Source organism: Gemmatimonas aurantiaca, assembly GCF_037190085.1.
GTDB lineage: Bacteria > Gemmatimonadota > Gemmatimonadetes > Gemmatimonadales > Gemmatimonadaceae > Gemmatimonas > Gemmatimonas aurantiaca_A.
Genome location: NZ_JBBCJO010000005.1, coordinates 35,089 through 57,049 on the forward strand (window position 1 = coordinate 35,089; position 21,961 = coordinate 57,049).

The window sequence follows — 21,961 nt, forward strand, 5'->3', positions numbered from 1 at the left end:
GCGGGAGTCCGCCCGAGGCTGTGATGACGAAGAGCGGTCCCCGTCCGGTGAAGGCACCCCGTGGCACCACCCTGCGCTGCCGCGGTTGGGAGCAGGAAGCCGCTCTGCGCATGCTGATGAACAATCTCGACGCCGAAGTCGCCGAACGCCCCGATGATCTGGTGGTGTATGGTGGCACCGGACGCGCGGCGCGTTCATGGGAGGCGTTCGACGCCATCGTGCGCACGCTCGAAACGCTGGGCGACGAAGAAACCCTGCTGGTGCAGAGCGGCAAGCCGGTGGCGGTGTTCCGCACGCATGCCGACGCGCCGCGGGTGCTCATCGCCAACAGCAACCTCGTGGGCCGCTGGGCCACGTGGGAGGAGTTCCGTCGTCTCGAAAAGCTCGGACTCACGATGTACGGCCAGATGACGGCCGGTTCGTGGATCTACATCGGCAGTCAGGGCATCGTGCAGGGTACGTACGAGACCTTCGGCGCGGTGGCCGCGAAACATTTTGGCGGCACGCTGGAAGGCCGTCTGGTGGTGACGGCCGGTCTTGGTGGCATGGGCGGGGCGCAGCCGCTCGCGGCCGCGATGCACGGCGCCGCGGTGCTGGGCGTGGAGGTCGACCCCACGCGCATCGCCAAACGCATCGACACGCGGTACTGCGATCGGCACACCGCATCGCTCGACGAAGCGCTGGGCTGGCTGCGTGACGCGCAGGAGCGCCGCGTGGGACTGTCCGTGGCGCTGCTGGGCAATGCCGCCGACGTCCTGCCCGAGCTGGTGCGTCGTGGCATCACCCCCGATGTGGTCACCGACCAGACCAGTGCGCACGACATGCTGGTGGGATATGTGCCGCAGGGACTGACGCTCGATGAAGCGGCGGCGCTGCGTGCATCGCAGCCGCAGGAGTACCTGGCCCGCGCCACGGCCAGTGTAGTGGAACACGTGCGGGCAATGCGCGACATGCAGGACCGCGGTGCGGTGGCGTTCGACTACGGCAACAACATCCGCACGGTGGCGTTCGATGCCGGTGTGGACGATGCGTTCCGCATTCCCGGCTTTGTCCCCGAGTACATCCGTCCGCTGTTCTGCGAAGGCAAGGGGCCGTTCCGGTGGGCCGCGCTCTCCGGTGATCCCGCCGACATCGCGCGCACCGACGAACTCGTGCTCGAACTCTTTCCGCACGATCAGCAACTGCGGCGCTGGATCACGCTGGCCCGCGAACGCATCGCGTTCCAGGGACTGCCGGCCCGCATCTGCTGGCTGGGGCAGGGTGAGCGCGCCCGTTTCGCCCTGGCGCTCAACGATCTCGTGGCGCGTGGCGAGGTGTCGGCGCCCATCGTGATCGGCCGCGATCATCTCGACACCGGCAGCGTGGCGTCGCCGTTCCGCGAGACCGAGGCCATGAAGGACGGCAGCGATGCGATCGCCGACTGGGCGATCCTCAACGCGATGCTGAACGTGGCCAGCGGTTCGAGCTGGGTGTCGTTTCATCATGGCGGCGGGGTAGGCATCGGCAACTCGCTGCACGCCGGACAGGTCATCGTCGCCGATGGCACCGAACGCATGCGCCGGCGCCTGGAACGCGTGCTGACCAACGATCCCGGCATCGGCGTCGCGCGTCATGCGGATGCGGGCTACGACATCGCGATCACGACGGCCGAACGTGAGGGCATTCAGTTGCCGATGCGTATGTCGACGCCGATGTCGACGCCCACGCGGAACGGCTGATGCTGTCGAGCCGGTATCGGCCGTGGCATGTGCCGATCTTCCTGTCGAAGTACGCGTGGCTGCGCGCGCGCGGACGCCCCGTGCTCCTCAATTTCGAGGTCACGATGCGCTGCAATGCCCGCTGCGGATTCTGCGACTACTGGAAGACACCGGCTTCGGAAAAGGCGCGGGAGCAGACGGATTTTGCCGCCATCGCGCGGCACTTCTCGCCCATGCTCGTGACATTCACCGGCGGTGAGCCGACGCTGCGCCGCGATCTCGAGGACATCGTGCGATCGGTGCGTGCGGCGGTACGGTACACCTACGTGCAGCTCATCACGCATGGGGCCATGCTCTCGCTCGATCGGGCGCAGTCGTTGTGGGATGCGGGCGTCGACCAGTTCAACATCTCGCTCGACTATCTCGATGGCCGGCATGACGCAGCGCGCGGCATTCCGGGACTGACGGAAAAGATCCTCGATCTCGTACCCCGCATGCGCGTGGCCGGCATCGGCGGGGTGCGGTTCAACACGGTCATCAAGAACGACAACCTCGATCAGATCCTGCCCATCGTGGAACGGGCGGCGGCGCTGGGCGGCGGTGTGAACTTCTCGGTGTACACGGCGCTCAAAAACGGCAACACCGCCCATCAGTTGCAGGACATCGATCCGCGGGCCGTGCAGCGGGTGGTGGACGCGCTGCTCGCCTACAAGCAGCGGCGGCGTGGGGTCATCACCAATTCGGACTACTACCTCGAACAGATCCCCCGGTACGTGCGCGGGGAGATGCAGGAGCCCTGTCAGAGCGGTTCGACCACCATCCACATCGATCCGCAGGGGCAGGTGCGGCGCTGTCCCGACTTCAAGCCCGACGGACCCTGGTCGGACTATCAGGGATATGCGCCCATCGACTGCAATGCCTGTTATTACGCCTGCCGCGGCGAAGCACAGGCGCCGTTGCGCATCATGTCGCGCATCCGGGATGTCATGGCCACCGTCGTTCCATCGGACGACGCGTTGCGACCCGCCGTCGTACAACCAGAGGAGCAGGTCGCATGACTCCCACGACACTTTTTCTGAACGCCGCGCAGACGCTCACGGCGGCTGGCCCCGCGCGCGCGCGTCGTGGTGGCGAGATGGCCGACGCCGGTGTGCAGCAGGGCATCGGCGTGGCGGTGCAGGGCGAGCGCATCGTCGCTGTGGATCGCGACGACGTGTTGCGGCAGCGTTTTCCCGATGCCCTCGAAGTCGATTGTGATCGGGGACTGCTGGCTCCCGGCTTCGTCGACTCCCACACGCACACGGTGTTCGGCGCGGCGCGTTTTGCCGAACACGAACTCCGGGCCACGGGCGTACCGTATCTCGAGATCGCCCGCCGTGGCGGCGGGATTCACAGCTCCGTGCGCGACCTGCGCGCGCGCACCGACGACGAATTGTTCACGCTGGCCGTGCCACGACTCGCGCGCCTGGCGGCCGGCGGCGTGACCACCGTCGAGATCAAATCCGGGTATGGTCTCACGGTGGCCGACGAACTGCGCACGCTGCAGGTCATTCGTCGTCTGGCGCAGACCCAACCTCAGGTCATCGTTGCCACCTGTCTTGGCGCCCACGAAGTGCCGCTGGAGTTCCGCGATCGGGCTGGCGGCCGTCAGGAATGGCTGGCCCTGCTCATGCACGAGCTCTTTCCCGTGGTGGCGCGTGAAGGACTGGCCGAGTTCGCCGACATCTTCTGTGAGCCCGGCGTCTTCACGGTGGAGGAAGCGCGGGAACTGCTGCAGCATGGACAGCGGCTCGGATTGCGCGCCAAACTGCACGCCGACGAACTGCACGATGGTGGCGCGGCAGCACTGGCCGCGGACATCGGTGCGGTGAGTGCCGATCATCTGGCGGCCATCGCACCGTCGGGCATCGCCGCGTTGGCCGCCAGCGACACCGTGGCCACCGTGCTGCCCGGCACCATGCTGTTCCTCGGCACCGGTCGACAGGCGCCGGCCCGGAAGCTCATCGAAGCCGGGGCGGCCGTGGCGCTGGCCACCGATTTCAATCCGGGTACCTCGCCGTTGACCTCGTATCCGCTGGTGATGACGCTGGCCGTGAGCGAGCTGCGCCTGTCGGCCAGCGAAGCCTGGATTGCCGCCACGGTGAACGGTGCCGCGGCACTGGGGCTGGCCGGGGAAACCGGACAACTCGCTCCGGGATTCCGGGCCGACCTCGCCATTCACGCGGTGGACGATTTCCGCGCGTTGCCTTACTGGTTCGGCGAGCGTCTTTGTGTCGGGTCATGGGCCCGCGGTCGCGCTTGTCACCCCATGCGTTGATTCGTAAGATCCGTGACTCGGCAGATGACCGCCGTGCGTGCCGGCAGTGTGACAGTCGCATCGTTCGTGTGATGCCGGTGATACGTCGTCAGGGTATTCTGCGTCGCTGATCGTCAGCGCCCGCCGTGAGGGCGCTTCTTTCGTCTCCGGGAGCCCGACTCGACCGCATGTCCAACGCCGCGAAGTACAGGAAAAAGGCGGCCGAGTTCGAGCAGCTCAAGCAGATCGACCGGGCCATCGCCTCGTACGTCAAGGCCATCGAGGAAAGCGAGGCCGCGGGCGAAGACGTCGACGTCGCGTTGTTCAACAAGGTCGGCGATCTGGCGCTGCGTCAGGGGCGGGTGCCCGATGCGATCACGTACTACGAGCGCGCCGTCGAGCACTACGCCACCTCGGGGCTCTTCAACAACGCGATCGCGCTCTGCAACAAGATTCTGCGCAATGCGCCCGGTCGGGCCAATGTGTACTTCACCCTGGGCCGCATCTGCGCGCGCAAGGGGCTGCGGGGAGACGCCACCCGCAACTTCCTCGAATATGCCACCCGCATGCAGCAGGACGGACGGGTGGACGAGGGCATGCGGGCCCTGGCCGAGGTCGCGGACCTCATGCCCGAGCTCACCGAGGTGCAGGCTCTGGTGGAGGAGCATGCGGCGCGCGCCGGAATCGCCCTGCCGCGTCGGCGCACGCCCATCCGCACCACGGAAGCCGTTGCCGCGCCCGACAGTGCGCCGGGTACCCCCTCGTTCGCGCGTGATCAGCGCTCCAGCGATCTCGTCTTCCTCGACATCGACTACGGTGATCCGCGCTCCCGCACGCCGGTGGCGGTCCCGAGAGTGCCCACGCCGCGCGACAATCGGCCCGTCAAGGAACCCGTCAAGGGAACGGAGACGCAGGCCGTCGCCGTCCCGGCATTGCCTTTCCTGGACACGTCCGAACGGGTGGAAGGGTTGCTCGACATCCCGCTCGAATTGGTGGGAGGAGAGGGCGACGGAAGCGAGGCGGCCGTCAGTGCTCTGCCTTTGGACCCGCGGGCCGTGCCGCCCGAGCCCTCGGTGGAGCGTGCGCCGGAGATCGGAGCGCTGGAGGTTGCCGCGCTGGACGGTCTCGAAGCGCCGCAGGTCGTTCCCGATGCCGAAGTGGCGCCACTCGAAGGGTTCGCGCCCGATGTGCTGGCCGACGAGGAGCCCGGCGCGACGGATGCGATCGAGCCGCCGTCCGATGTCACGTGGCTGGTGCCGCCCGAGGCGGAGGCCGGTGTCGAACGTCTGGACGATGTCCTCGTCGAGGACCTCACCGATCCGCAGGGCGAGCAGGGCCTGCACGCCGTCATCCTGACGGAAACTCCGCCCGTCGTGCCGGCGATTCCCGAAACACCCACGGGCACGGACGCGCTCGACGACATGACGGTGGAACTCGACTTCATCGAGATCGAGTCCATCGAGCTGGACCCGTTCGAGGATGACGATCTGTCGTTCGAGCTGGAGCCGTTCGAGACGGACGGGCTCGAGCCGCTGGACATCGTGCCGGTGCCGGAGCTCGATGCCGCGATCGCGGCCGGTGCAGAGCTGGTGGCGCGTGCGGAAGCCGCGGAGGCGGAAGCCGCAGAGGCGGCGGCCGCCGCCCTGGACCGGGAAGCCGAGAGTACGCGCGAGATAGACGCCGAGGAGGGTGCGGAGACGGCAGCTCCGGCGGACGAGGAGCCGGCTGTCGCGCCGATCATGGAGCCGGCAATCGTCGTCGCGTCGAACCGCCTGCCGCACGCGTCGTATCACATCGATCCGCACGACTTCGTGCAGTCGGGTGAGCTGCCGCCCTTGCTGCTCGCCGATGCGCTGGTGGAGCGTGGTCTTCAGGTTGCGGCGGCTCCGATCGACGTGCCCGTGGAGGTGGCATCGGGTTCCGCGCCGGCGGTCACGGCGAACGCCACACCGCATCCGGCTGCCATCGATGCCGAGGTGTCGCCTGCCGGCCGTGGAAGCCGCGACACCCATGACCCACCGGATGCACGCCACGACGAGCGTGAGTCCGAGCGTGAGTCCGAGCGTCGCGCCGAGCGTGAAGCGGAGGCTCTGTTGCGTCAGGCCATCGGCGAGAGCGCGGCATTGCTCGATCTCGACGAGCCGGAGCCGGCTTCCACGCCCGATCCGTCGGCTGCGGAACCCTCGATACAATCGGCCTCCCAACCGCCTGCGCCATCGGCCGTGGCACCGGCTGTGGCACCGCCTGCCGGATCTGCGTCCGAGCCGGATGCCCCGTCTGCTCCGGAACCGGATGCCGGGCTGGTGCTGACGCCAGCGCCTACGCCAATGGCGACGCCGGGAACCACGGCTGTCCCGACGCCGGTCGCCGAGCCGACCCCGACGCCTGCTTCGGCTGTCCGGGTCGTGCACGTCACGCCGTCCCTGCCCACCGCCGCAGTGGCGGCGGAAGCCGTCGTCGTGGCCACGTCGCGGCGGGATGCGCTCCGGGCGGCGGTGGCGCGCCTGCCGCAGCACTGGTTGCTGCGCCGCCGGCTGGCGGAGGCGCTGTTCGAAGCCGGCGAGCGCGACGCGGCGCTGCATGAACTGGAAACGGCCCAGCAGGGATTGATCGGCGACGGGGAACTGGCGGCGGCGGCGGATATCGCCGATGAGCTGGTGCATGTCTCACCGGATCGTGTGCCGTACCACCAGAAGCGGGTGGAGCTGGCCGTGCGGCTGCAGGAGCAGGACCGGCTGCAGCTGGCCTACCTCGATCTGGCCGACGCGCTGGTGCGGATGGGGGAAGAGGGACGTGCGCGTGCGGTGTACGCGCGGGTACTCGAGCTGGATCCCCACGACGATCGCGCCCGGGCCGCCCTTGGTGCGGCGGCACCACCGCCCCCTCCGCCGCCGCGCCCCGACGACCAGTTCGTGGACCTGGCCGATTGGCTGCGGGACGACGACGAACCCGCATCCACGCGCATGCGCATGCGGGAGCCCGTCATCAGCGGTGACGAACAGGCCGACTTCGACGCGCTCCTCCAGCATTTCAAGGACGGCGTGGCCCGCTCCCTCGGAGACAATGACTTCGAAGGGCATTACGACCTCGGTGTCGCCTATAAGGAGATGGGACTTCTGGACGATGCCATCGCGGAGTTCCAGAAGGCGTTGAGAAGCCGGACCCACCGTCTGCCGGCCTATGAAGCGCTGGGGCAGTGTTTCGTGGAGCAGGGGCGACACCAGATCGCGGCCACCGTCCTATCCCGGGCACTGCACGAACCGGGGCTCGACGACGACCAGCGGGTGGGCGTCCTGTATCTGCTCGCACATTCCTGCGAGGCATTGCAGCGAAGGGACGAGGCTCGTGGTTATTTTCAGCGCGTGTACGCGACCGACATTCAATTCCGCGATGTCGCCACCCGATTGGCGGCACTCGACCCAGCCACACGATGACGCTTACCACGCGGACTCCGTCCGCGCTGGCGGCAGCGTTACGTGACATCCAGGCTCCGGTACACACAGCACTCTCGCAGGTCTCGGGAGAGCTGTGGCGTATCGTCGCTGCGGATGTGCCGCTGGTGCGCGAGGTGCAGGATCATCTCATGGGGATGAAGGGGAAACTCTTCCGCCCCACCTTGCTGCTGCTGGCCAGCTCCATCGAAGATCGTTCGCCTCCGCGCGCGATCACGTATGCGGCGGTCGTCGAGCTCATGCATCTCGCCACGCTCGTGCACGACGATGCCGTGGATCATTCCGTGCTGCGTCGTGGTATGCCCACGGTGAATTCACTCTTCAGTCACCAGGTGTCGGTGATCATGGGTGACTTCCTGTATCTCCGGGCATTGCGCGAGCTGGTGACCATGGGTGACCTCGAGGCGATGCGTTCCATCACGCAGGCTTCGAACGAGATGACACTCGGCGAAATCCGTCAGTTGGGCGCGTACGACGCGCTGGCATTCAGCGAAAGCGATTACGAAACACTCATTCGCGCCAAGACCGCGGCGTTGTTCATGGCCGCGTGTGACGTGGGTGCGCTGTGCGGAGCGCCGCGCTACCGGCAGGCGGTGACCCGTTTCGGAGAACGCCTGGGCATGGCGTTCCAGGTGGCCGACGATCTGCTCGACTACACCGAGCAGCAGGAGATGACGGGCAAACCCAGTGGTCTCGACCTCAAGGAACACAAGGTGACACTTCCGCTCATCGCCGCGTTGCGGGAGATGCCGGCGTCCGCGCGGGCCCGGGTGGACGCGCTCTTCGCGTCGGTGGAACCCGAGGACGAAGCCATCGCCGAAGTGGTCGGCATCGTGCGCGATCATGGGGGACTCGAGTACGCGCGGCGTCGGGCCGATCAGTTCTCGCACGAAGCCGAGGAGGCGCTGGCGGAACTGCCCGAGAGCGCGGCCCGGAGCGCGCTGCTGGATTCGATCGCCTACGTCGTGGAGCGGCGCTGGTGATGGCCGTCCGCGGACCTTCCAAACACCGCCCGTTGTTCCACGTTCTGGTACTGGCGTCGGGCTTCGTGGCGGGCGGGCTACTGACCCAGGTGGCGCGCCGGTTCCTGCCGCCCGGGGCGGTGAAGGAGTTCCTGACGACGGGAGTCACACCCGCCATAGGTCCTCTCCCGATCGACCTGATTATATTGAAGTTTGCGGTTGGACCAGTCGCCCTGGATGTCTCTCTCCTGAGCCTTCTGGGAGTATTGATCGCCTACCTCATCGCGCGGTCCCTCTTCTAGGAGCTTTTCCCATGAACTTCGGAAACTTCGGTTTCGGCGAGATCCTGATCATCCTCGTGATCGTGCTGCTGCTCTTCGGAGCCAAGCGCATCCCGGAAATCGCCGGCTCACTCGGCAAGGGCATCAACGAGTTCAAGCGCAACATCAACGACGCCCAGCGACAGATCACCGAGCCCACGCCGCGCAGCGAACCGCGCGTCGCCCAGGGCACCGCGGCGCAGCAGGAAGCAGCCGACGAGGAGCGCCCCGAACCCAAGCGCCTGATGTGATCTGCCGGTGATCGGCGCGTGAGCCCCGTGTGATCCGCTGACTCTTCGTCAGATCGTCAGACCGCAAAACAGAAGCGCCCCCGCGAGATTCTCGCGGGGGCGCTTTGTTCGATGGGTTCCGATCGATCAGACGCCGGCGGACTGCCGACGGAGCTGCGACAGCACCTTCGTGCGACGATCGTCGACCTTGGTGTGCTCGCGCAGATTGCCAAGGAATTCGTCGATACGCTGCTGACGGAGCGACTGCATGAGCTGCGCCCGCTGTGTGTCCTTCTCGGCTTCGAAAGCGTCGCGCTTCGCGTCCATGCGGCTGTCGACGCGCATCACCACCATGCCGTCCTGCGAGCGGAACGGACCGCCCACCTGACCCACCGGCAGGACAAACGCGGCACCCACCGCCTGCGTGAACTGACCCAGGCCGGCGACGGGATCGATGCGGCTGAATCCGGCCGCCTTCTCCACCGTGAGTCCCTTGGCCGCGGCGGCCGTTTCCAGCGTCCCGCTCTTCGCGGCCGCCACCAGCGCTTCGGCATCCGGACGCAGCTTCTCGATGCGCTTGTCGCGCGCGAGACGACGACGGATGTCTTCCTTCACTTCACTGAGCGACTGCTGGCCACCCGGCGTGAGCGAATCGAGACGCGCGAGATAGTAGGCTTCGGGCGAATCGAACAGATCGCTGGTTTCGCCGGCACGCACGCCGGAGAACGCCCACGCACTCACACTGGGCACATACCGGCCGGCGAAGGAGAGCGGCTCCTTCTCGATGACCGCCACCTGCGCCGCCGTGAGGCCGAGGGCCTTCGCGGCATCGTCGAACTTCTTCGCGTCTTCCTGGCTGGCACCGATGGTGGCCAGCGAATCGGCGCGACGATCGGTACGCGTGGCGCTGGAATCGGTCTGACCCACCGACACGAGGATGTGCCGCACGTCGAGCGTGTCACCCTTGCGTTCGTCCACCCGGATGATGTGCCATCCGAAAGGCGTGAGCACCGGCTGTGACAGCTCGCCGACCTTGAGGGCGTAGGCGGCTTCCTCGAACTTCGGCGTGAAGCGGTTGCGACCACCCTTGCCGAGTTCCCCACCCTGGGCGCCGGAGACGGAGTCGGCCGATTCGCGGCGGGCCACATCCTCGAACTTCGCCCCGCCGACGATCTCGGCGCGGAGCTGGTCGACCCGGGCGCGGGCGGCGGCCGAATCGGCGGCCGTCACGGTGCGGGGCACCGTCAGCAGCGACACGATGGCACGACCGGGGCGCTCGTAACGCTTCTTGTTGCGCTCGTAGAACTGCGAGATCTCCGCGTCGGTGACATTCACCGTGGTGTCGGCGAGTGCATCGGTGCGCAGCACGACGAAGCTGACGGACGCGCTGTCGTGCCGGTCGCGATAGACCTGCCAGAGACGCTCATCGGACACATACGCGCCGCTGGCGATCTGGTCGAAGAGCTTCTGCTTGGGGATCTCGTTGCGATAGAACGATTCGAGACCGGCCAGGATGCCGGACTGCCGCGCCATCGGGCTGCCGATGAAACGCAGGTACTTCTGCATGTCGAACCGGCCATCGGTCTGGAAATCGGGCGAGGTCGTGGCCTGCGGCGGCGGCGAGACGCGTGCCGCCTGCACGACTTCTTCGTCAGTAACCGTGATGCCGCGACGCTTGTACTCCTGTTGCAGGAGCATTTCCGTCACGATTTCATCGAACGCCCGGTCCTCCAGCTGCTGCCGCTCGTCGAGCGTGATACTGCGCCCGGTCTGCTGCTGCTGTTGTTGTTCGAGGGCGTTGACCGCATTCTGCCACGTTGTGAGGAGTATTTCCTCCCCGTTGACGGTGGCGATGGAGGTGGTCGTCGTCACTGGAGCACGACCGGCAAGTCCGGATGTCTCATACAGCAGGAAGCTGCCGACAAACGCCACGATGATGAAAATCCAGATGTACTTCGCGGCGCTCCGCATCGATTGCAGCACGGGGCGAGACTCCTTGACTCGAAAAGACGGGCAGAACGGAAAGGCACACGCACCTCCCCGAAGAAGGGCGTGTGCCGGAAAGAGTCCGGAAAGCTAGCGGTTCTGAAGGGCTAAAGGCAAGACACGACACGACTTCCCGTCGTTTCGTCCACGATTGACATCCCGACCGACCGCGGCGAGTAATAACGGTTGACACAACCGGGCATCCGCCGCCCGCCGGTCGGGGACACCACCAGAGGGTACCGCACGCATGAGTACAGCCGCCCGGATCGAGGAGCTCCGGAGAAAGTTCGAGGAGAATCCGCGCCGCTATTTTGCGCCGCTCGCGAACGAACTCCGGAAGGCCGGCGAGTTGTCGCAGGCCATCGCGCTCTGTCGCGAGCATCTGCCGAAGCAGCCTGGGCACATGAGCGGATACATCGTGTTCGGTCAGGCCCTCTATGAGAGTGAGAGTCTGAGCGAGGCCCGGTCGGTGTTCGAGCAGGCGCTGGCACTCGATCCCGAGAATCTGATCGCCCTGCGCCATCTGGGTGACATTGCGCGCCGGCAGGGTGATCCCCTGGCCGCCCGTCGCTGGTATGAGCGGGTGCTGGACGCCGACCCGCGCAACGACGACATCGCCGCGCAGTTGGCGACGCTGTCCACGCCGGCCTACGGAAGTCGGGCCATTCCCCAGGCGGGCGGACCGGCCATCGGCCAGACTCCGGTGCCCACTCCCGGTGTGCCGATGCCGGTGGTGCCGGCTCCGGCTCCCGATCTGCGTCCCGTGTCGTTCACGCCTTCGGTTCCGGTGCCGATCATCGGCGCTGTCGTGCCCACGCCCGATGCTGCCTTGCGGGCGGTGGATTTCGACGAGGTGAATGCGCGGCTCCGCACACCCGTGCCCACGCCATTGTCGGTGCCGGCGGCCTTTGTGCCGACCGCGCCGGTGGTGCCGCCCGTGGTGCCCGCTGCATTGGCTGGCGATCTGCTCGATCTCGAAGCGATGGAGATGGAAGGCGACCGGATCGTGGCGGCCATGCCGACGCCAATGGCGACCCCGGTCGTGGAGCCCGTGGTGGAGCCGGTCGAAACCGTCGTGGAATCGGTCGGGACGCCTGTGGACGCGCCGATCGAGCCGTCGGTCGAGCCGCTCGTCGAACCATCGACACCGTCCATCGAAGCCCGGTTCGAGCCAGTAGCCGAACTTCTGACGGAGCCCGCAGCCGTGGTGGTGGCCGAGCCCATGCAGGAGCCCACGGCGGAGTCCGTGGAGCCGGTGGCAGAGCAGACGGATCCCTTTGCTTTTGCCGACGTCGACACGGGGGCGGTCGCCGCTGCCGAGGAAGCGGCGCTGGCCGAGTCCATGGATGCCGATGCGTCTTTCGAAGAAGGCCTCGCCGCACCGGAATGGCCCGACACCACGGAACTCGTGGCCCGTGTCGTCACGCCCCGCAGTGTGACCCCCGCATTCGTGGACGTGCCGGTGGAAGCCGCCGACGCGTTCGGGCGGGAGTCGAGTGACCCCGTGGTGTTTTCGCTCCCGGAGCCCGAACCGGATATCGCCGACGAAGAATTGGTGATCGCGGCGGACACGTCGACGGATACTTCGGTTGATGTTGCGGCCGATGTTTCGGCGGATTCGTCGGTGGATCTGCCCTGGCTCGCGCCGCCGGTCACCCCCACCGAAGAAGTGGAGGCGATCGCCGACGCCATTGCCGAGGATGCGCGCACGGCCGGCGATCCGGATGACGTGTCGGTGTACGCGTTGCCCGTGGCTTCGATGCCGCACGAGATCGTGGAAGGACTGGACACCGAGGAAGTGTCCTTCTCCGATGTGCATCCCGAAGCCGTGTCGGACATGCTGGTCGAGGACCAGGACTTCGAGGCCGAGGAGCAGGAGGCACCGTCGCCGGCGTTCGTCACCGAGACGATGGGCGAACTGCTCGTGACGCAGGGATTCATCGAGCGCGCGATCAGTGTGTACGAAGAACTGGTGCGTAGGCGTCCGTACGACCCGGTGCTGTCGTCGCGTCTCGCCGAATTGCGCGAGCAGGTGGAAATCCCGGCGCCGGTCGACCTCGGGGTGGATGCCGGGATGGACATCGGAGCCGAAGCAGAAGACGTGGTCGAAGAAGTGGGGCATGTCGACGTGGCCCACGACGTCGCGCATGCGAATGACGTGCTCGCGGCGCCGGTCTACACGGCCCGTGAGCGATTTGCCGCACTCGCCGCCCGGCGGGTATCCCGTCGCACGCCGCGCGTCTCGACCGCTGTGCCGGCCCCCGAGTGGAGCGGTGCCACATGGGCGGGAGATGTCGGTGACGATGGGCTGACGTCCCTTTTTGGCGCGGCCAGCGCCGAACCGCAGGACGATATGGCTGCCCGGGCCCTGGCCGATGCCTTCGCATCGCGTGATGTGGAGAGTGCGGCGGTGAACGACGCCCTCGCGAGTTCGCTCTTCGATGCGGCCACGGCCGCGCGGATCCCCACACCCGCCTATGGCACCGTGCGCACGCCCACGCCGCTGCATAACACACCGCTGCGCAACACGCCGGTACGCAACACGCCCGTTGCCGAAGCCGCCGCTGGGCATGCTGCGGAGCCGTCGCCGGGACATGTTTCAGGGGATGTTTCGTTCGATCGTTTCTTCCCCGATCCGGCCACCCAGGCGCCGTCGGGAGAGACGAAGTCACCGTCATCGGGCGCATCGAATACACCCGATGGACCGAGCGCCACGGACGATCTGGCGCAGTTCTCCGTCTGGCTCAAGGGATTGGGTAACGCGTGATCATCGGTGTTCTGAACGGCCCCAATCTCAATCTACTGGGGACTCGCGAGCCCACCATCTACGGCACCGCCACGCTGGCGGACATCATGACTCACCTCGAGGGCGTCGCGAACGCGCTCGGGGTGCAGTTGCGTTCGGCCCAGTCCAACAGCGAAGGCACACTCATCGACACGCTGCATGCGTGGCGTGGCGAGGTCGATGGCGTGGTCGTGAACGCCGGCGCCTACACCCATACCAGTCTCGCGCTGCGCGATGCGTTTTCCGCGACGGCCATACCCTTCGTGGAAGTGCACCTCTCCAACATCCATGCCCGGGAACCGGAGCGCCGGCACTCGATGCTGGCCAGTGCGTCCATCGGCATGGTGTGTGGACTCGGGGCCGATGGTTACGAGTATGCCCTTCGCGGCCTGATCCGCGCCCTGCAGTCGTTGCCGTCGCGTCAATTGCCGCCCGTTCGCGGCTGATCCGCAGGCCCTCCATGACATCCGATACCCGATCGGCGCGTCTCGCGTCGCTCCGCGATGCACTGGCGCGCGCCGATATCGACGGATTGCTCGTGTCGTCGCTGTCGAACGTGCGGTACCTCACCGGTTTTTCCGGCAGCAACGCGCTCGTGCTGGTGACGTCCCGGGAATGCCTGCTGCTCACCGATTTCCGGTACGCCACCCAGGTGGAGGAGGAAGTTGGCGATGCCGCCACCGTGCGCATCGAGCCCACCAGTCTGTGGCTGGGCCTCTGGAACGCGCTGCAGCACATGACCGGTGTGGACCGGATCGGCTTCGAGACAGGGCATCTGCTGCATCGCGATTTTGCCCGTCTGCTGGAGCAGGGCAGCCGGTGGCAGTGGCGTCCGCAGGAGGACCTCGTGGAGACGCTGCGGGAGCGGAAGGACGCCGGTGAAGTGGCGGCCATCGAGGAGGCCGTGGCGATGGCCGAGCAGGCGCTGGACCGCACGCTCGGGAAGTTGCGTGCCGGACTGACGGAAACGGCCGTGGCCGGCATATTGGAGCGCCATCTCCGGGAGGCGGGGAGCGAGGCGTATCCGTTTGCGTCCATCGTGGCCTCCGGACCCCGTTCGGCGCTTCCCCATGCGCGGGCCGGCGACCGGGTACTCGGCCCGGGTGATTTTGTCCTGCTGGACTTCGGGGCCGTGGCGCGGGGCTATTGCTCCGACATCACCCGCACGGTGGTTCTGGGGCGGGCATCGGCGGAGCAGCGGGAGGTCTATGAGATCGTCCGGGAAGCAAATGGGCGCGCTTCGGGTGCGGTTCGGCCCGGAATGACGGGGATGGCTGCAGATGCGGTCGCGAGAGAGTACATTGACGCCCGCGGGTTTGGTGAGGCATTCGGGCATTCGCTGGGTCATGGCATCGGCCTGGACGTGCACGAAGCGCCGCGTCTGGCCCGTACCGTCGAAGCTCCCCTCGCTGCCGGCATGGTCGTGACCATCGAACCGGGCATCTATCGCCCGGGCTGGGGCGGGGTGAGAATCGAGGATGATGTGCTGATCACCGAATCGGGGGGACGCGTGCTGACGAGTTTCCCCCGTGCGCTGCACGAAATCGTTTGACCTCGTCCGAACCCGTCTGACCTCGCACCCGGTGTCTCGCCGGGCGCCGCTCCTCTTTAGCCTCTCCCTCCATGATCGACCTGCGCTACGTGAAGAAGCTGATCGAAATGCTCGACGGCTCCACGGTGGATTCCATCGAGATCTCCTCCGACAAGGGGATGAAGCTCCGGATCTCGAAGAGCCCGCAACAGCGCGCTGCCATGACCGTTGCTCCCGCCGCGCCGGCGCCCGTGGCTGTCGCCGCACCGGTGTTGCCTGCGGCGCCTGCGGCGCGTCCTGCCGAGGAGGGGGGGACTGCGGCGCCGAAGGCCGAGGCGCCGAAGGCCGCGGCCCTCGAGATCAAGTCGCCGATGGTGGGCACGTTCTACTCTGCGCCTGAGCCCGGCGCGAAGCCCTACATCTCCGTAGGGGATCGTGTCAGCAAGGGACAGATCGTCTGCATCATCGAGGCGATGAAGATCATGAATGAGCTCGAGTCCGAATTCGATGGCGTGGTGCGCGAGGTGAACGTCACCGATGCGCATCCGGTCGAATACGGCCAGGTGCTCTTCCGCATCGATCCGACCGGCTGAGACATGACGACATGACGATGGTCTCCGGCGTTGCGCCCGGCCTGAACGGCACACAGGGCAGCAGCGCCAACGGTGCGGCTTCCGCGCCCGCTCCCGCTTCGGGTCTCGACCTGAAGGCCGCGCTCCAGCGCATGGTCCGCGAAGGCGCCTCCGATCTGCATCTCAAGGTCGGCCGTCCACCGACCCTCCGTCTGCACGGAGACCTCGTCCCGCTCGACATGCCGCCGATGCGCCCGGAAGAACTCCGGGCGCTCGCTGAGCATCTGCTGCCGCCGGCGCAGCTGCGCGAATTCGTCGAAGCGCGTGAGTCGGACTTTGCCATCAATGTGCCCGGCATCGGGCGCTTTCGCGTCAACGTCTACCAGCAGAAGGGGACGGTGGCGTTTGCCATGCGCGCGATCGCGCACGCGGCGTCGAATGTGCGGGACCTGAATCTGCCCTCCGTGCTCGAGCAGATCGCCATGCGTCCGCGTGGCCTCGTGCTCGTCACCGGCGTGACGGGGTCGGGCAAGAGCACGGCATTGGCGGCGATGATCCAGCACATCAACGAACGCCGCAGCGCGAACATCATCACGATCGAGGATCCGATCGAGTTCGTGCATCGCGATGTGCGCTGCCACATCAATCAGCGCGAAGTGGGCACCGATACCGCTTCGTTCTCGCAGTCGTTGCGCCGGGTGCTGCGTCAGGACCCCGACGTCATCATGATCGGCGAGATCCGCGATCTCGAGACGCTCGATGTCGCACTCAAGGCGGCGGGCACGGGCCACCTGGTCTTTTCCACGCTGCACACGACCGACGCGACGCTCACGATCAATCGGGTGTTGTCGTTCTATCCGCCGCACCAGCAGAACGAAGTGCGGTTCGCGCTCGCCAACGCGCTCGCCGCGGTGGTGTCACTCCGTCTGGTGCCGCGCGCGGATCAGCCGGGCCGTGTGCCCGCCTGCGAGATCCTGGTGAATACCGAAGCGGTGCGCGATCAGGTACGCGATCTCTCGGCCACGCTCAACATTCCCGACCTGATCAAGGAAGGCAGTGTCGCGTACGGCATGCAGAGCTTCGACCAGTCGCTCATGAACTGGTACTCGCGCGGCGTGATCTCGTACGAGGATGCGTTGTTCAATGCGTCCAACCCGGCCGAGTTCGCGCTGCGGGTGCAGGGCGTGGACGGGGCGAGCGATACGGCGTTCGACGGATTCCGGCCGGGCAGCAACGCGGCCTGATGGACTACTTTGCCGCGGATTGCGCGGATGGGGCGGAAACAGCACGGATACAATCAGTAGAGAACGGATATTGGAACTGCTTTTTTTTATAGTGGCCGGTGCGTTGGGTCATCCAACCTGACGTGTCGGCGCTACTGCGGCTTGAATCGGCGCGGCAGTGGACCTCATGCCATATCCGTGCTGTTTCCGCCCCATCCGCGTGATCCGTGGCAACGGTCTGTCCATCTCCCGGTTCGTTCGAAGCCCGGGTGAACTGCGCCAGGACTGGCGGCAGGGCAGTGATCTCGCCACCATTACCGGATGTTCAAAAAGGTCCTGATCGCCAACCGCGGGGAGATCGCCCTCCGCGTCATCCGCGCCTGCCGTGAGCTCGACATCCAGACGGTCGCCGTTTATTCGGAGGCCGACCGCGAGTCGCTGCATGTGCGTTACGCCGACGATGACGTGTGCATCGGCCCTCCGTCCGGGCGCGATTCGTATCTCAAGATCACCCGTCTGATCGCCGCCGCCGAGATCACCGGCGCCGACGCCATTCACCCGGGCTACGGATTCCTGGCCGAGAACGCGGAGTTCGCCGAGACCTGTCGCGCCTCGGGCATCACGTTCATCGGCCCCACGCCCGATCAGATCCGCACGATGGGCGACAAGGCGTCGGCCCGTCGGGCGATGCAGGAGGTCGGTGTGCCGATCGTGCCCGGTTCGCCGGGCCCCGTGGAAGATCCCGAGGAAGCCCTCGAGTTCGCCCGATCGATCGGCTTCCCGGTGATCATCAAGGCCGCAGCGGGCGGCGGCGGCAAGGGCATGCGCGTGGCCCGCGATCCCGACGATTTCATGCGGTCGTTCCAGCTCGCCCGCTCGGAGGCGCTCTCCGCGTTCGGCAACGGCGATGTGTACGTGGAGAAGTTCCTCGAACGTCCACGGCACGTGGAGTTCCAGATTCTCGGCGACACGCATGGCAACGTGATCCATCTGGGCGAACGCGACTGCTCCGTGCAGCGCCGGCATCAGAAGCTCATCGAGGAAGCCCCCTGCCCGGTGATGACGCCGGAATTGCGGGCGAGGATGGGTGAAGCCGCCGTGCGTGGCGCGAAGGCCATCAACTACGTCGGTGCCGGCACGATCGAAATGCTGCTCGACGAAGATGGTTCGTTCTACTTCATGGAGATGAACACCCGCATCCAGGTGGAGCACCCGGTGACGGAGATGCTCACTGGTGTGGACCTCGTGAAGGAACAGATCCGCGTGGCGGCTGGTCTTCCGCTCACCGTGAAGGAGCTGCCGCCGTTCCGCGGGCATGTGATCGAGTGCCGCGTGAACGCCGAGGATCCCTCACGCAACTTCCAGCCCTCGCCCGGCAAGCTCGAAGTGTTCCATCAGCCCGGCGGCCCCGGTGTGCGCATCGATACGCATGCGTATGCCGGCTACACGGTGCCGCCGTTCTACGACTCGATGATCGCCAAGCTCATCGTGCAGGGCTCCACGCGTGAGGAAGCGCTCAAGCGCATGCAGATTGCGCTCGAAAGTTTCGTCGTGGAAGGGGTGAAGACCACGATGCCGTTTCTGGCTCGCGTGATGCAGCATCCCGGCTTCCAGGCGGGCAAGGTGCACACCAAGTGGCTGGAGTTCGAAGGCGCCGACCTGCTCAAGGAGCCCGGCTAAGTGCGCATCGACGTGCTGCTCGGCGAGGCACCGGTAGTGCCCGCCGATGTGGCCGATCGAGTGGTGGTGGTGATCGATGTCCTGCGCGCGGCCACCACGGTGGCCACGGCGCTGGCCAATGGGGCCCGGGCGGTGGCGCCGTTCGAGACCGTCGAGGACACGGTGCGGCGGGCGCGGGACTTTGCCCGTGACGAGATCCGGCTGGCCGGCGAGCGCCGCATGGTACGGATCGAAGGGTTCGATCTCGGCAATTCACCGCTGGAGTACGGGCCGGAAGTCGTGAACGGACGAATCATTCTGTACACGACCACCAACGGGACACGCGCGCTCGCGGCCACCCAGGGAGCCCGCGTGTGTTTTTTCGCGGCGTTCGTGAACGCGACGGCCACGGTGCGTGCCGTGCGGGCCGCGATGAGCGAGCACACGGAGGTGCTGATCATCTGTTCGGGACACGAACGGCGACTGGCGCTCGAAGACGTGGTGTGCGCCGGACGACTCGTGCGGGGGATCGCGCAGGGGCAGGAGCATCTGGTGCGCGCCGACGGAGCGCGCGTGGCGGAATTGATGGAACGACCGTTCGTGGGCGGGATCGCATCGGTGGCACACGAGGCCACGCACGCGCGGTCACTGAGTGACGCCGGATTCGACGCCGACGTGGCAGCGTGCCTCACGCTGGATCGATATGATACGGCAGTACGTTATCAGGACCGGCAGTTGCAGCGGCATGCCGTCGCTGCGGGTCGCTGACGCCGCAGGGCAGGCAGCCCGACGGACGCGAACACCATCGCGAAACGCGGGCTGACGGGAGAGTGACGATGGATCGACAGCTCCTCAAACGGGAACTCGGCGCCGTGGCGCTCATTCTCCTGGCCGTCTTTCTGCTGGGAGCGCTGATCTTTCAGCGCCCGATGGGCAGCGATTGCTGGTCGTCCACCGGTCCGTTCGGACCGACGGGCACGGTGACGCGCTGTGTGCTCGTGGCGGCGGTCGGAATTCCGGGAATGGTGATCATTGCGGTGGGGTGTGTCGTGGTGGCGCTCGCGCTGTTCGGGCGCATCCGCCGCGCCGATGATGCCAGCGACTGGAGCGTGCTGTTCGCCGGCACCGTGGCCCTCGTGCCCATTGCCGTGGGACTGGCGCTGGGTGGTGAACCCGCACCCTCGGCCGGCGCGGGGCTGTGGGGCAGTCTCGTGGCCCACTATCTCCGCAAATGGCTCGGTCCCGCTGGCGCATGGATCGTGTTTCTGCTGGCGACGAGTGCACTCACCGTGCTCACGTTGCGCTGGAATCCCATCCGTCTGCTCATCGGCCAGGGACGCCGTGCAAGCACGGGTCGCGACGGCGATGTGTCCGCACCATCGACTGTGCGCGATGGTGCGCGTCGTCCGTCACTTGCGGAGGCGCTGGCGCCCGAGCCCGAGGAGATGCCGGCGATCGATCCCTCACTGGCGCGGGACGTGCTCGGTGGTATTGCCGGCAGCGAAGTGCTAGCCGCACGGGCGCCCGCAGAAGGGGCTACGACCGATGCCAGAGCACGTCGGGGGGCTGCGGGAAGCAGCGCATCGCCCGCGGAGTCGGCGAAAGCGAAGAGCAAGACCGGCACCCGTGACGAACGCGTGGAAGCCGCACTGGATGCCGCGAATGAACCGGCGACCTACAGCGAGGATCTACCGCCCACCGATCTGCTGGCTGCACCGCCCGTACGCAACGCCGATGCGGGCAGGCGTGAGCTGGATCTGGCCGGCGAGAAGCTCATGGCCACGCTGCGCACGTTCAAGGTGGACGGGGAACTCGTCGGACGGACCACGGGACCGTCGGTCACGCAGTTCGAAATCGAACCGGCGGCGGGTGTGAAGGTGCGGCAGATCGCGGCGCTGGCGGACGATCTGGCGCTGGCAATGCGCGCGCCCAGCATCCGCATCGTGGCGCCCATTCCGGGACGCGGCGCGGTGGGTGTGGAAGTGCCGAATCCGACACCGGAGATGGTGGTGTTGCGTGAAGTCCTGGAGGCGCCCGAGTTCCGTCATGCGCGGGCGGCGCTGCCCATCGCGCTGGGCAAGGATCTCGAAGGCCGCCCCGTCGTGGCCGATCTTGCCAAGATGCCGCACCTGCTCATCGCCGGTGCGACCGGGTCGGGCAAATCGGTGTGCGTGAACACCATCATCACGAGCCTCGTGTACCGGCATACGCCGAGTACGCTGCGTTTCCTGATGGTCGACCCCAAGATGGTCGAACTCAGCGTGTACAACGCGCTGCCGCATCGTCGTCACAAGGTCATCACCGACAATCGGGATGCCGCGGCCGTGCTCAAGTGGGCCGTGATGGAGATGCAGGATCGGTACCGGTTGCTGGAGGCGAACGGCTGCCGCAATCTGCAGGAATTCAACAAGCGCGTCGCCCAGCACGAGAACGGCGAAGGACAGCCGGTGCTCAAGCCGCGCAATCCCGAGGTCGCGTTCGAAGACCGCACGTACACGGGCGGTGTGCTGCCGTACATCGTGGTGGTCATCGACGAGATGGCCGATCTCATGATGACCGTGCAGGGTGAAGTGGAGACCCCGATCGCCATGCTCGCGCAGAAGGCGCGCGCCATCGGAATCCATCTCATTCTCGCCACGCAGCGACCCAGCGTGAACGTCATCACGGGGTTGATCAAGGCGAACTTTCCGTGCCGGATCGCTTTCCGTGTGGCGTCACAGGTGGACAGCCGCACCATCATCGACGGGGCGGGCGCTGAATCGCTGCTCGGCAACGGCGACATGCTGTTCATCCCGCCGGGCAAATCGGAAGCCTCGCGTTTGCAGGGGGCATATCTCTCCAGTGAGGATACCGAGCGTCTGCTTGGCTGGTACGAACAGGCGCGTTTGCGTGCGTTGGGTGAAGCCGCGGCCGCCGGGGACGACGTGTCCGCGGAGCCGGACATTCTGGAGACTGTGCGGGCACTCGAAGCCAAGGCCAACGGCGACGAGGACGAAGCCGACGGGACGGGCGACGAGCGGGATGCCCGTTTCCGCGAAGCGGCAGAGGTGGTCATCCAGCATCGTCAGGGTTCGACGTCGTTGCTGCAGCGCCGTCTCAAGATCGGGTATGGCCGGGCGGCACGGATCATCGATCAACTGGAGGCGGCCGGTGTGCTGGCGCCTTCGGAAGGCGCGGCGCGACCGCGGGATGTGCTGGTGGGAGTGCAGGACCTCGACCGGATCTGCGGCGAATCCTGAAGGACTCCT

General features: G+C 66.7%; 15 protein-coding genes. 14 read left to right on the forward strand and 1 reads right to left on the reverse strand.

The genetic code is table 11. From position 1 onward, the window contains the following. Nucleotides 1-23: 23 nt before the first annotated feature. The 6 genes from hutU to WG208_RS05870 all read left to right on the forward strand — a co-directional run bounded on the left by hutU (nt 24) and on the right by WG208_RS05870 (nt 8,978). Complete coding sequence (gene hutU / locus WG208_RS05845) at nt 24-1,718, forward strand: urocanate hydratase (protein WP_337170404.1); 1,695 nt, start codon at nt 24-26, stop codon at nt 1,716-1,718. Next, the gene (locus tag WG208_RS05850; protein WP_337170405.1) at nt 1,718-2,755 is read left to right on the forward strand and encodes a radical SAM protein; all 1,038 of its coding nucleotides are present in this window, start codon (nt 1,718-1,720) and stop codon (nt 2,753-2,755) included. Before hutU ends, WG208_RS05850 begins: the two co-directional genes overlap by 1 nt. Beyond that, nucleotides 2,752-4,014 (forward strand): imidazolonepropionase, encoded by a 1,263-nt coding sequence (gene hutI / locus WG208_RS05855; RefSeq protein WP_337170406.1) that lies wholly within the window; start codon nt 2,752-2,754, stop codon nt 4,012-4,014. The genes WG208_RS05850 and hutI overlap by 4 nt, the downstream gene beginning before the upstream one ends. Before the next feature lie 167 nt (nt 4,015-4,181). After that, a complete protein-coding gene (locus WG208_RS05860; RefSeq protein WP_337170407.1) occupies nt 4,182-7,427 on the forward strand; it encodes a hypothetical protein in 3,246 nt (1,081 codons plus the stop codon). Beyond that, nucleotides 7,424-8,428, forward strand: a complete 1,005-nt coding sequence (locus tag WG208_RS05865; RefSeq protein ID WP_337170408.1) for a polyprenyl synthetase family protein — start codon at nt 7,424-7,426, stop codon at nt 8,426-8,428. The genes WG208_RS05860 and WG208_RS05865 overlap by 4 nt, the downstream gene beginning before the upstream one ends. Nucleotides 8,429-8,720: 292 nt before the next feature. Next, a complete protein-coding gene (locus tag WG208_RS05870) occupies nt 8,721-8,978 on the forward strand; it encodes a twin-arginine translocase TatA/TatE family subunit (RefSeq protein WP_337170409.1) in 258 nt (85 codons plus the stop codon). Between the two features lie 126 nt (nt 8,979-9,104). Here the strand turns inward: WG208_RS05870 and WG208_RS05875 are convergent, their stop codons facing one another. Continuing rightward, on the reverse strand, nt 9,105-10,940 hold the full coding sequence (locus WG208_RS05875; protein ID WP_337170410.1) for a peptidyl-prolyl cis-trans isomerase: 1,836 nt from the start codon (nt 10,938-10,940) through the stop codon (nt 9,105-9,107). Nucleotides 10,941-11,190: 250 nt separating this feature from the next. Between WG208_RS05875 and WG208_RS05880 the strand changes: the two genes are divergently transcribed. The 8 genes from WG208_RS05880 to WG208_RS05915 all read left to right on the forward strand — a co-directional run bounded on the left by WG208_RS05880 (nt 11,191) and on the right by WG208_RS05915 (nt 21,952). Further along, a complete protein-coding gene (locus tag WG208_RS05880) occupies nt 11,191-13,710 on the forward strand; it encodes a tetratricopeptide repeat protein (RefSeq protein WP_337170411.1) in 2,520 nt (839 codons plus the stop codon). After that, entirely contained in the window at nt 13,707-14,174 is a 468-nt protein-coding gene (gene aroQ, locus WG208_RS05885; RefSeq protein WP_337170412.1) for a type II 3-dehydroquinate dehydratase, read from the forward strand. Before WG208_RS05880 ends, aroQ begins: the two co-directional genes overlap by 4 nt. A 14-nt stretch (nt 14,175-14,188) precedes the next feature. Then, nucleotides 14,189-15,280, forward strand: coding sequence for a Xaa-Pro peptidase family protein (locus WG208_RS05890; protein ID WP_337170413.1), 1,092 nt, complete (start codon nt 14,189-14,191; stop codon nt 15,278-15,280). A gap of 71 nt (nt 15,281-15,351) precedes the next feature. Then, on the forward strand, nt 15,352-15,852 hold the full coding sequence (gene accB / locus WG208_RS05895) for an acetyl-CoA carboxylase biotin carboxyl carrier protein (RefSeq protein WP_337170414.1): 501 nt from the start codon (nt 15,352-15,354) through the stop codon (nt 15,850-15,852). Nucleotides 15,853-15,863: 11 nt separating this feature from the next. After that, nucleotides 15,864-17,075, forward strand: coding sequence for a PilT/PilU family type 4a pilus ATPase (locus tag WG208_RS05900; protein ID WP_337170415.1), 1,212 nt, complete (start codon nt 15,864-15,866; stop codon nt 17,073-17,075). A 300-nt stretch (nt 17,076-17,375) separates the two neighbouring features. Beyond that, on the forward strand, nt 17,376-18,734 hold the full coding sequence (accC, locus tag WG208_RS05905) for an acetyl-CoA carboxylase biotin carboxylase subunit (RefSeq protein ID WP_337170416.1): 1,359 nt from the start codon (nt 17,376-17,378) through the stop codon (nt 18,732-18,734). Then, nucleotides 18,735-19,481 carry a 2-phosphosulfolactate phosphatase gene (locus WG208_RS05910; RefSeq protein ID WP_337170417.1) on the forward strand — a complete coding sequence of 249 codons (747 nt, stop codon included), beginning with the start codon at nt 18,735-18,737 and terminating at the stop codon, nt 19,479-19,481. Nucleotides 19,482-19,549: 68 nt separating this feature from the next. Beyond that, nucleotides 19,550-21,952, forward strand: a complete 2,403-nt coding sequence (locus WG208_RS05915; RefSeq protein WP_337170418.1) for a DNA translocase FtsK — start codon at nt 19,550-19,552, stop codon at nt 21,950-21,952. Nucleotides 21,953-21,961: the final 9 nt, after the last annotated feature.

Excerpts from the sequence above, each read along its gene's own strand:
- hutU (WP_337170404.1), top strand. The coding sequence starts at position 24 with ATGACGAAGAGCGGTCCCCGTCCGGTGAAGGCACCCCGTGGCACCACC.
- WG208_RS05850 (WP_337170405.1), top strand. The coding sequence starts at position 1,718 with ATGCTGTCGAGCCGGTATCGGCCGTGGCATGTGCCGATCTTCCTGTCG.
- hutI (WP_337170406.1), top strand. The coding sequence starts at position 2,752 with ATGACTCCCACGACACTTTTTCTGAACGCCGCGCAGACGCTCACGGCG.
- WG208_RS05860 (WP_337170407.1), top strand. The coding sequence starts at position 4,182 with ATGTCCAACGCCGCGAAGTACAGGAAAAAGGCGGCCGAGTTCGAGCAG.
- WG208_RS05865 (WP_337170408.1), top strand. The coding sequence starts at position 7,424 with ATGACGCTTACCACGCGGACTCCGTCCGCGCTGGCGGCAGCGTTACGT.
- WG208_RS05870 (WP_337170409.1), top strand. The coding sequence starts at position 8,721 with ATGAACTTCGGAAACTTCGGTTTCGGCGAGATCCTGATCATCCTCGTG.
- WG208_RS05880 (WP_337170411.1), top strand. The coding sequence starts at position 11,191 with ATGAGTACAGCCGCCCGGATCGAGGAGCTCCGGAGAAAGTTCGAGGAG.
- WG208_RS05890 (WP_337170413.1), top strand. The coding sequence starts at position 14,189 with ATGACATCCGATACCCGATCGGCGCGTCTCGCGTCGCTCCGCGATGCA.
- accB (WP_337170414.1), top strand. The coding sequence starts at position 15,352 with ATGATCGACCTGCGCTACGTGAAGAAGCTGATCGAAATGCTCGACGGC.
- WG208_RS05900 (WP_337170415.1), top strand. The coding sequence starts at position 15,864 with ATGACGATGGTCTCCGGCGTTGCGCCCGGCCTGAACGGCACACAGGGC.
- accC (WP_337170416.1), top strand. The coding sequence starts at position 17,376 with ATGTTCAAAAAGGTCCTGATCGCCAACCGCGGGGAGATCGCCCTCCGC.
- WG208_RS05915 (WP_337170418.1), top strand. The coding sequence starts at position 19,550 with ATGGATCGACAGCTCCTCAAACGGGAACTCGGCGCCGTGGCGCTCATT.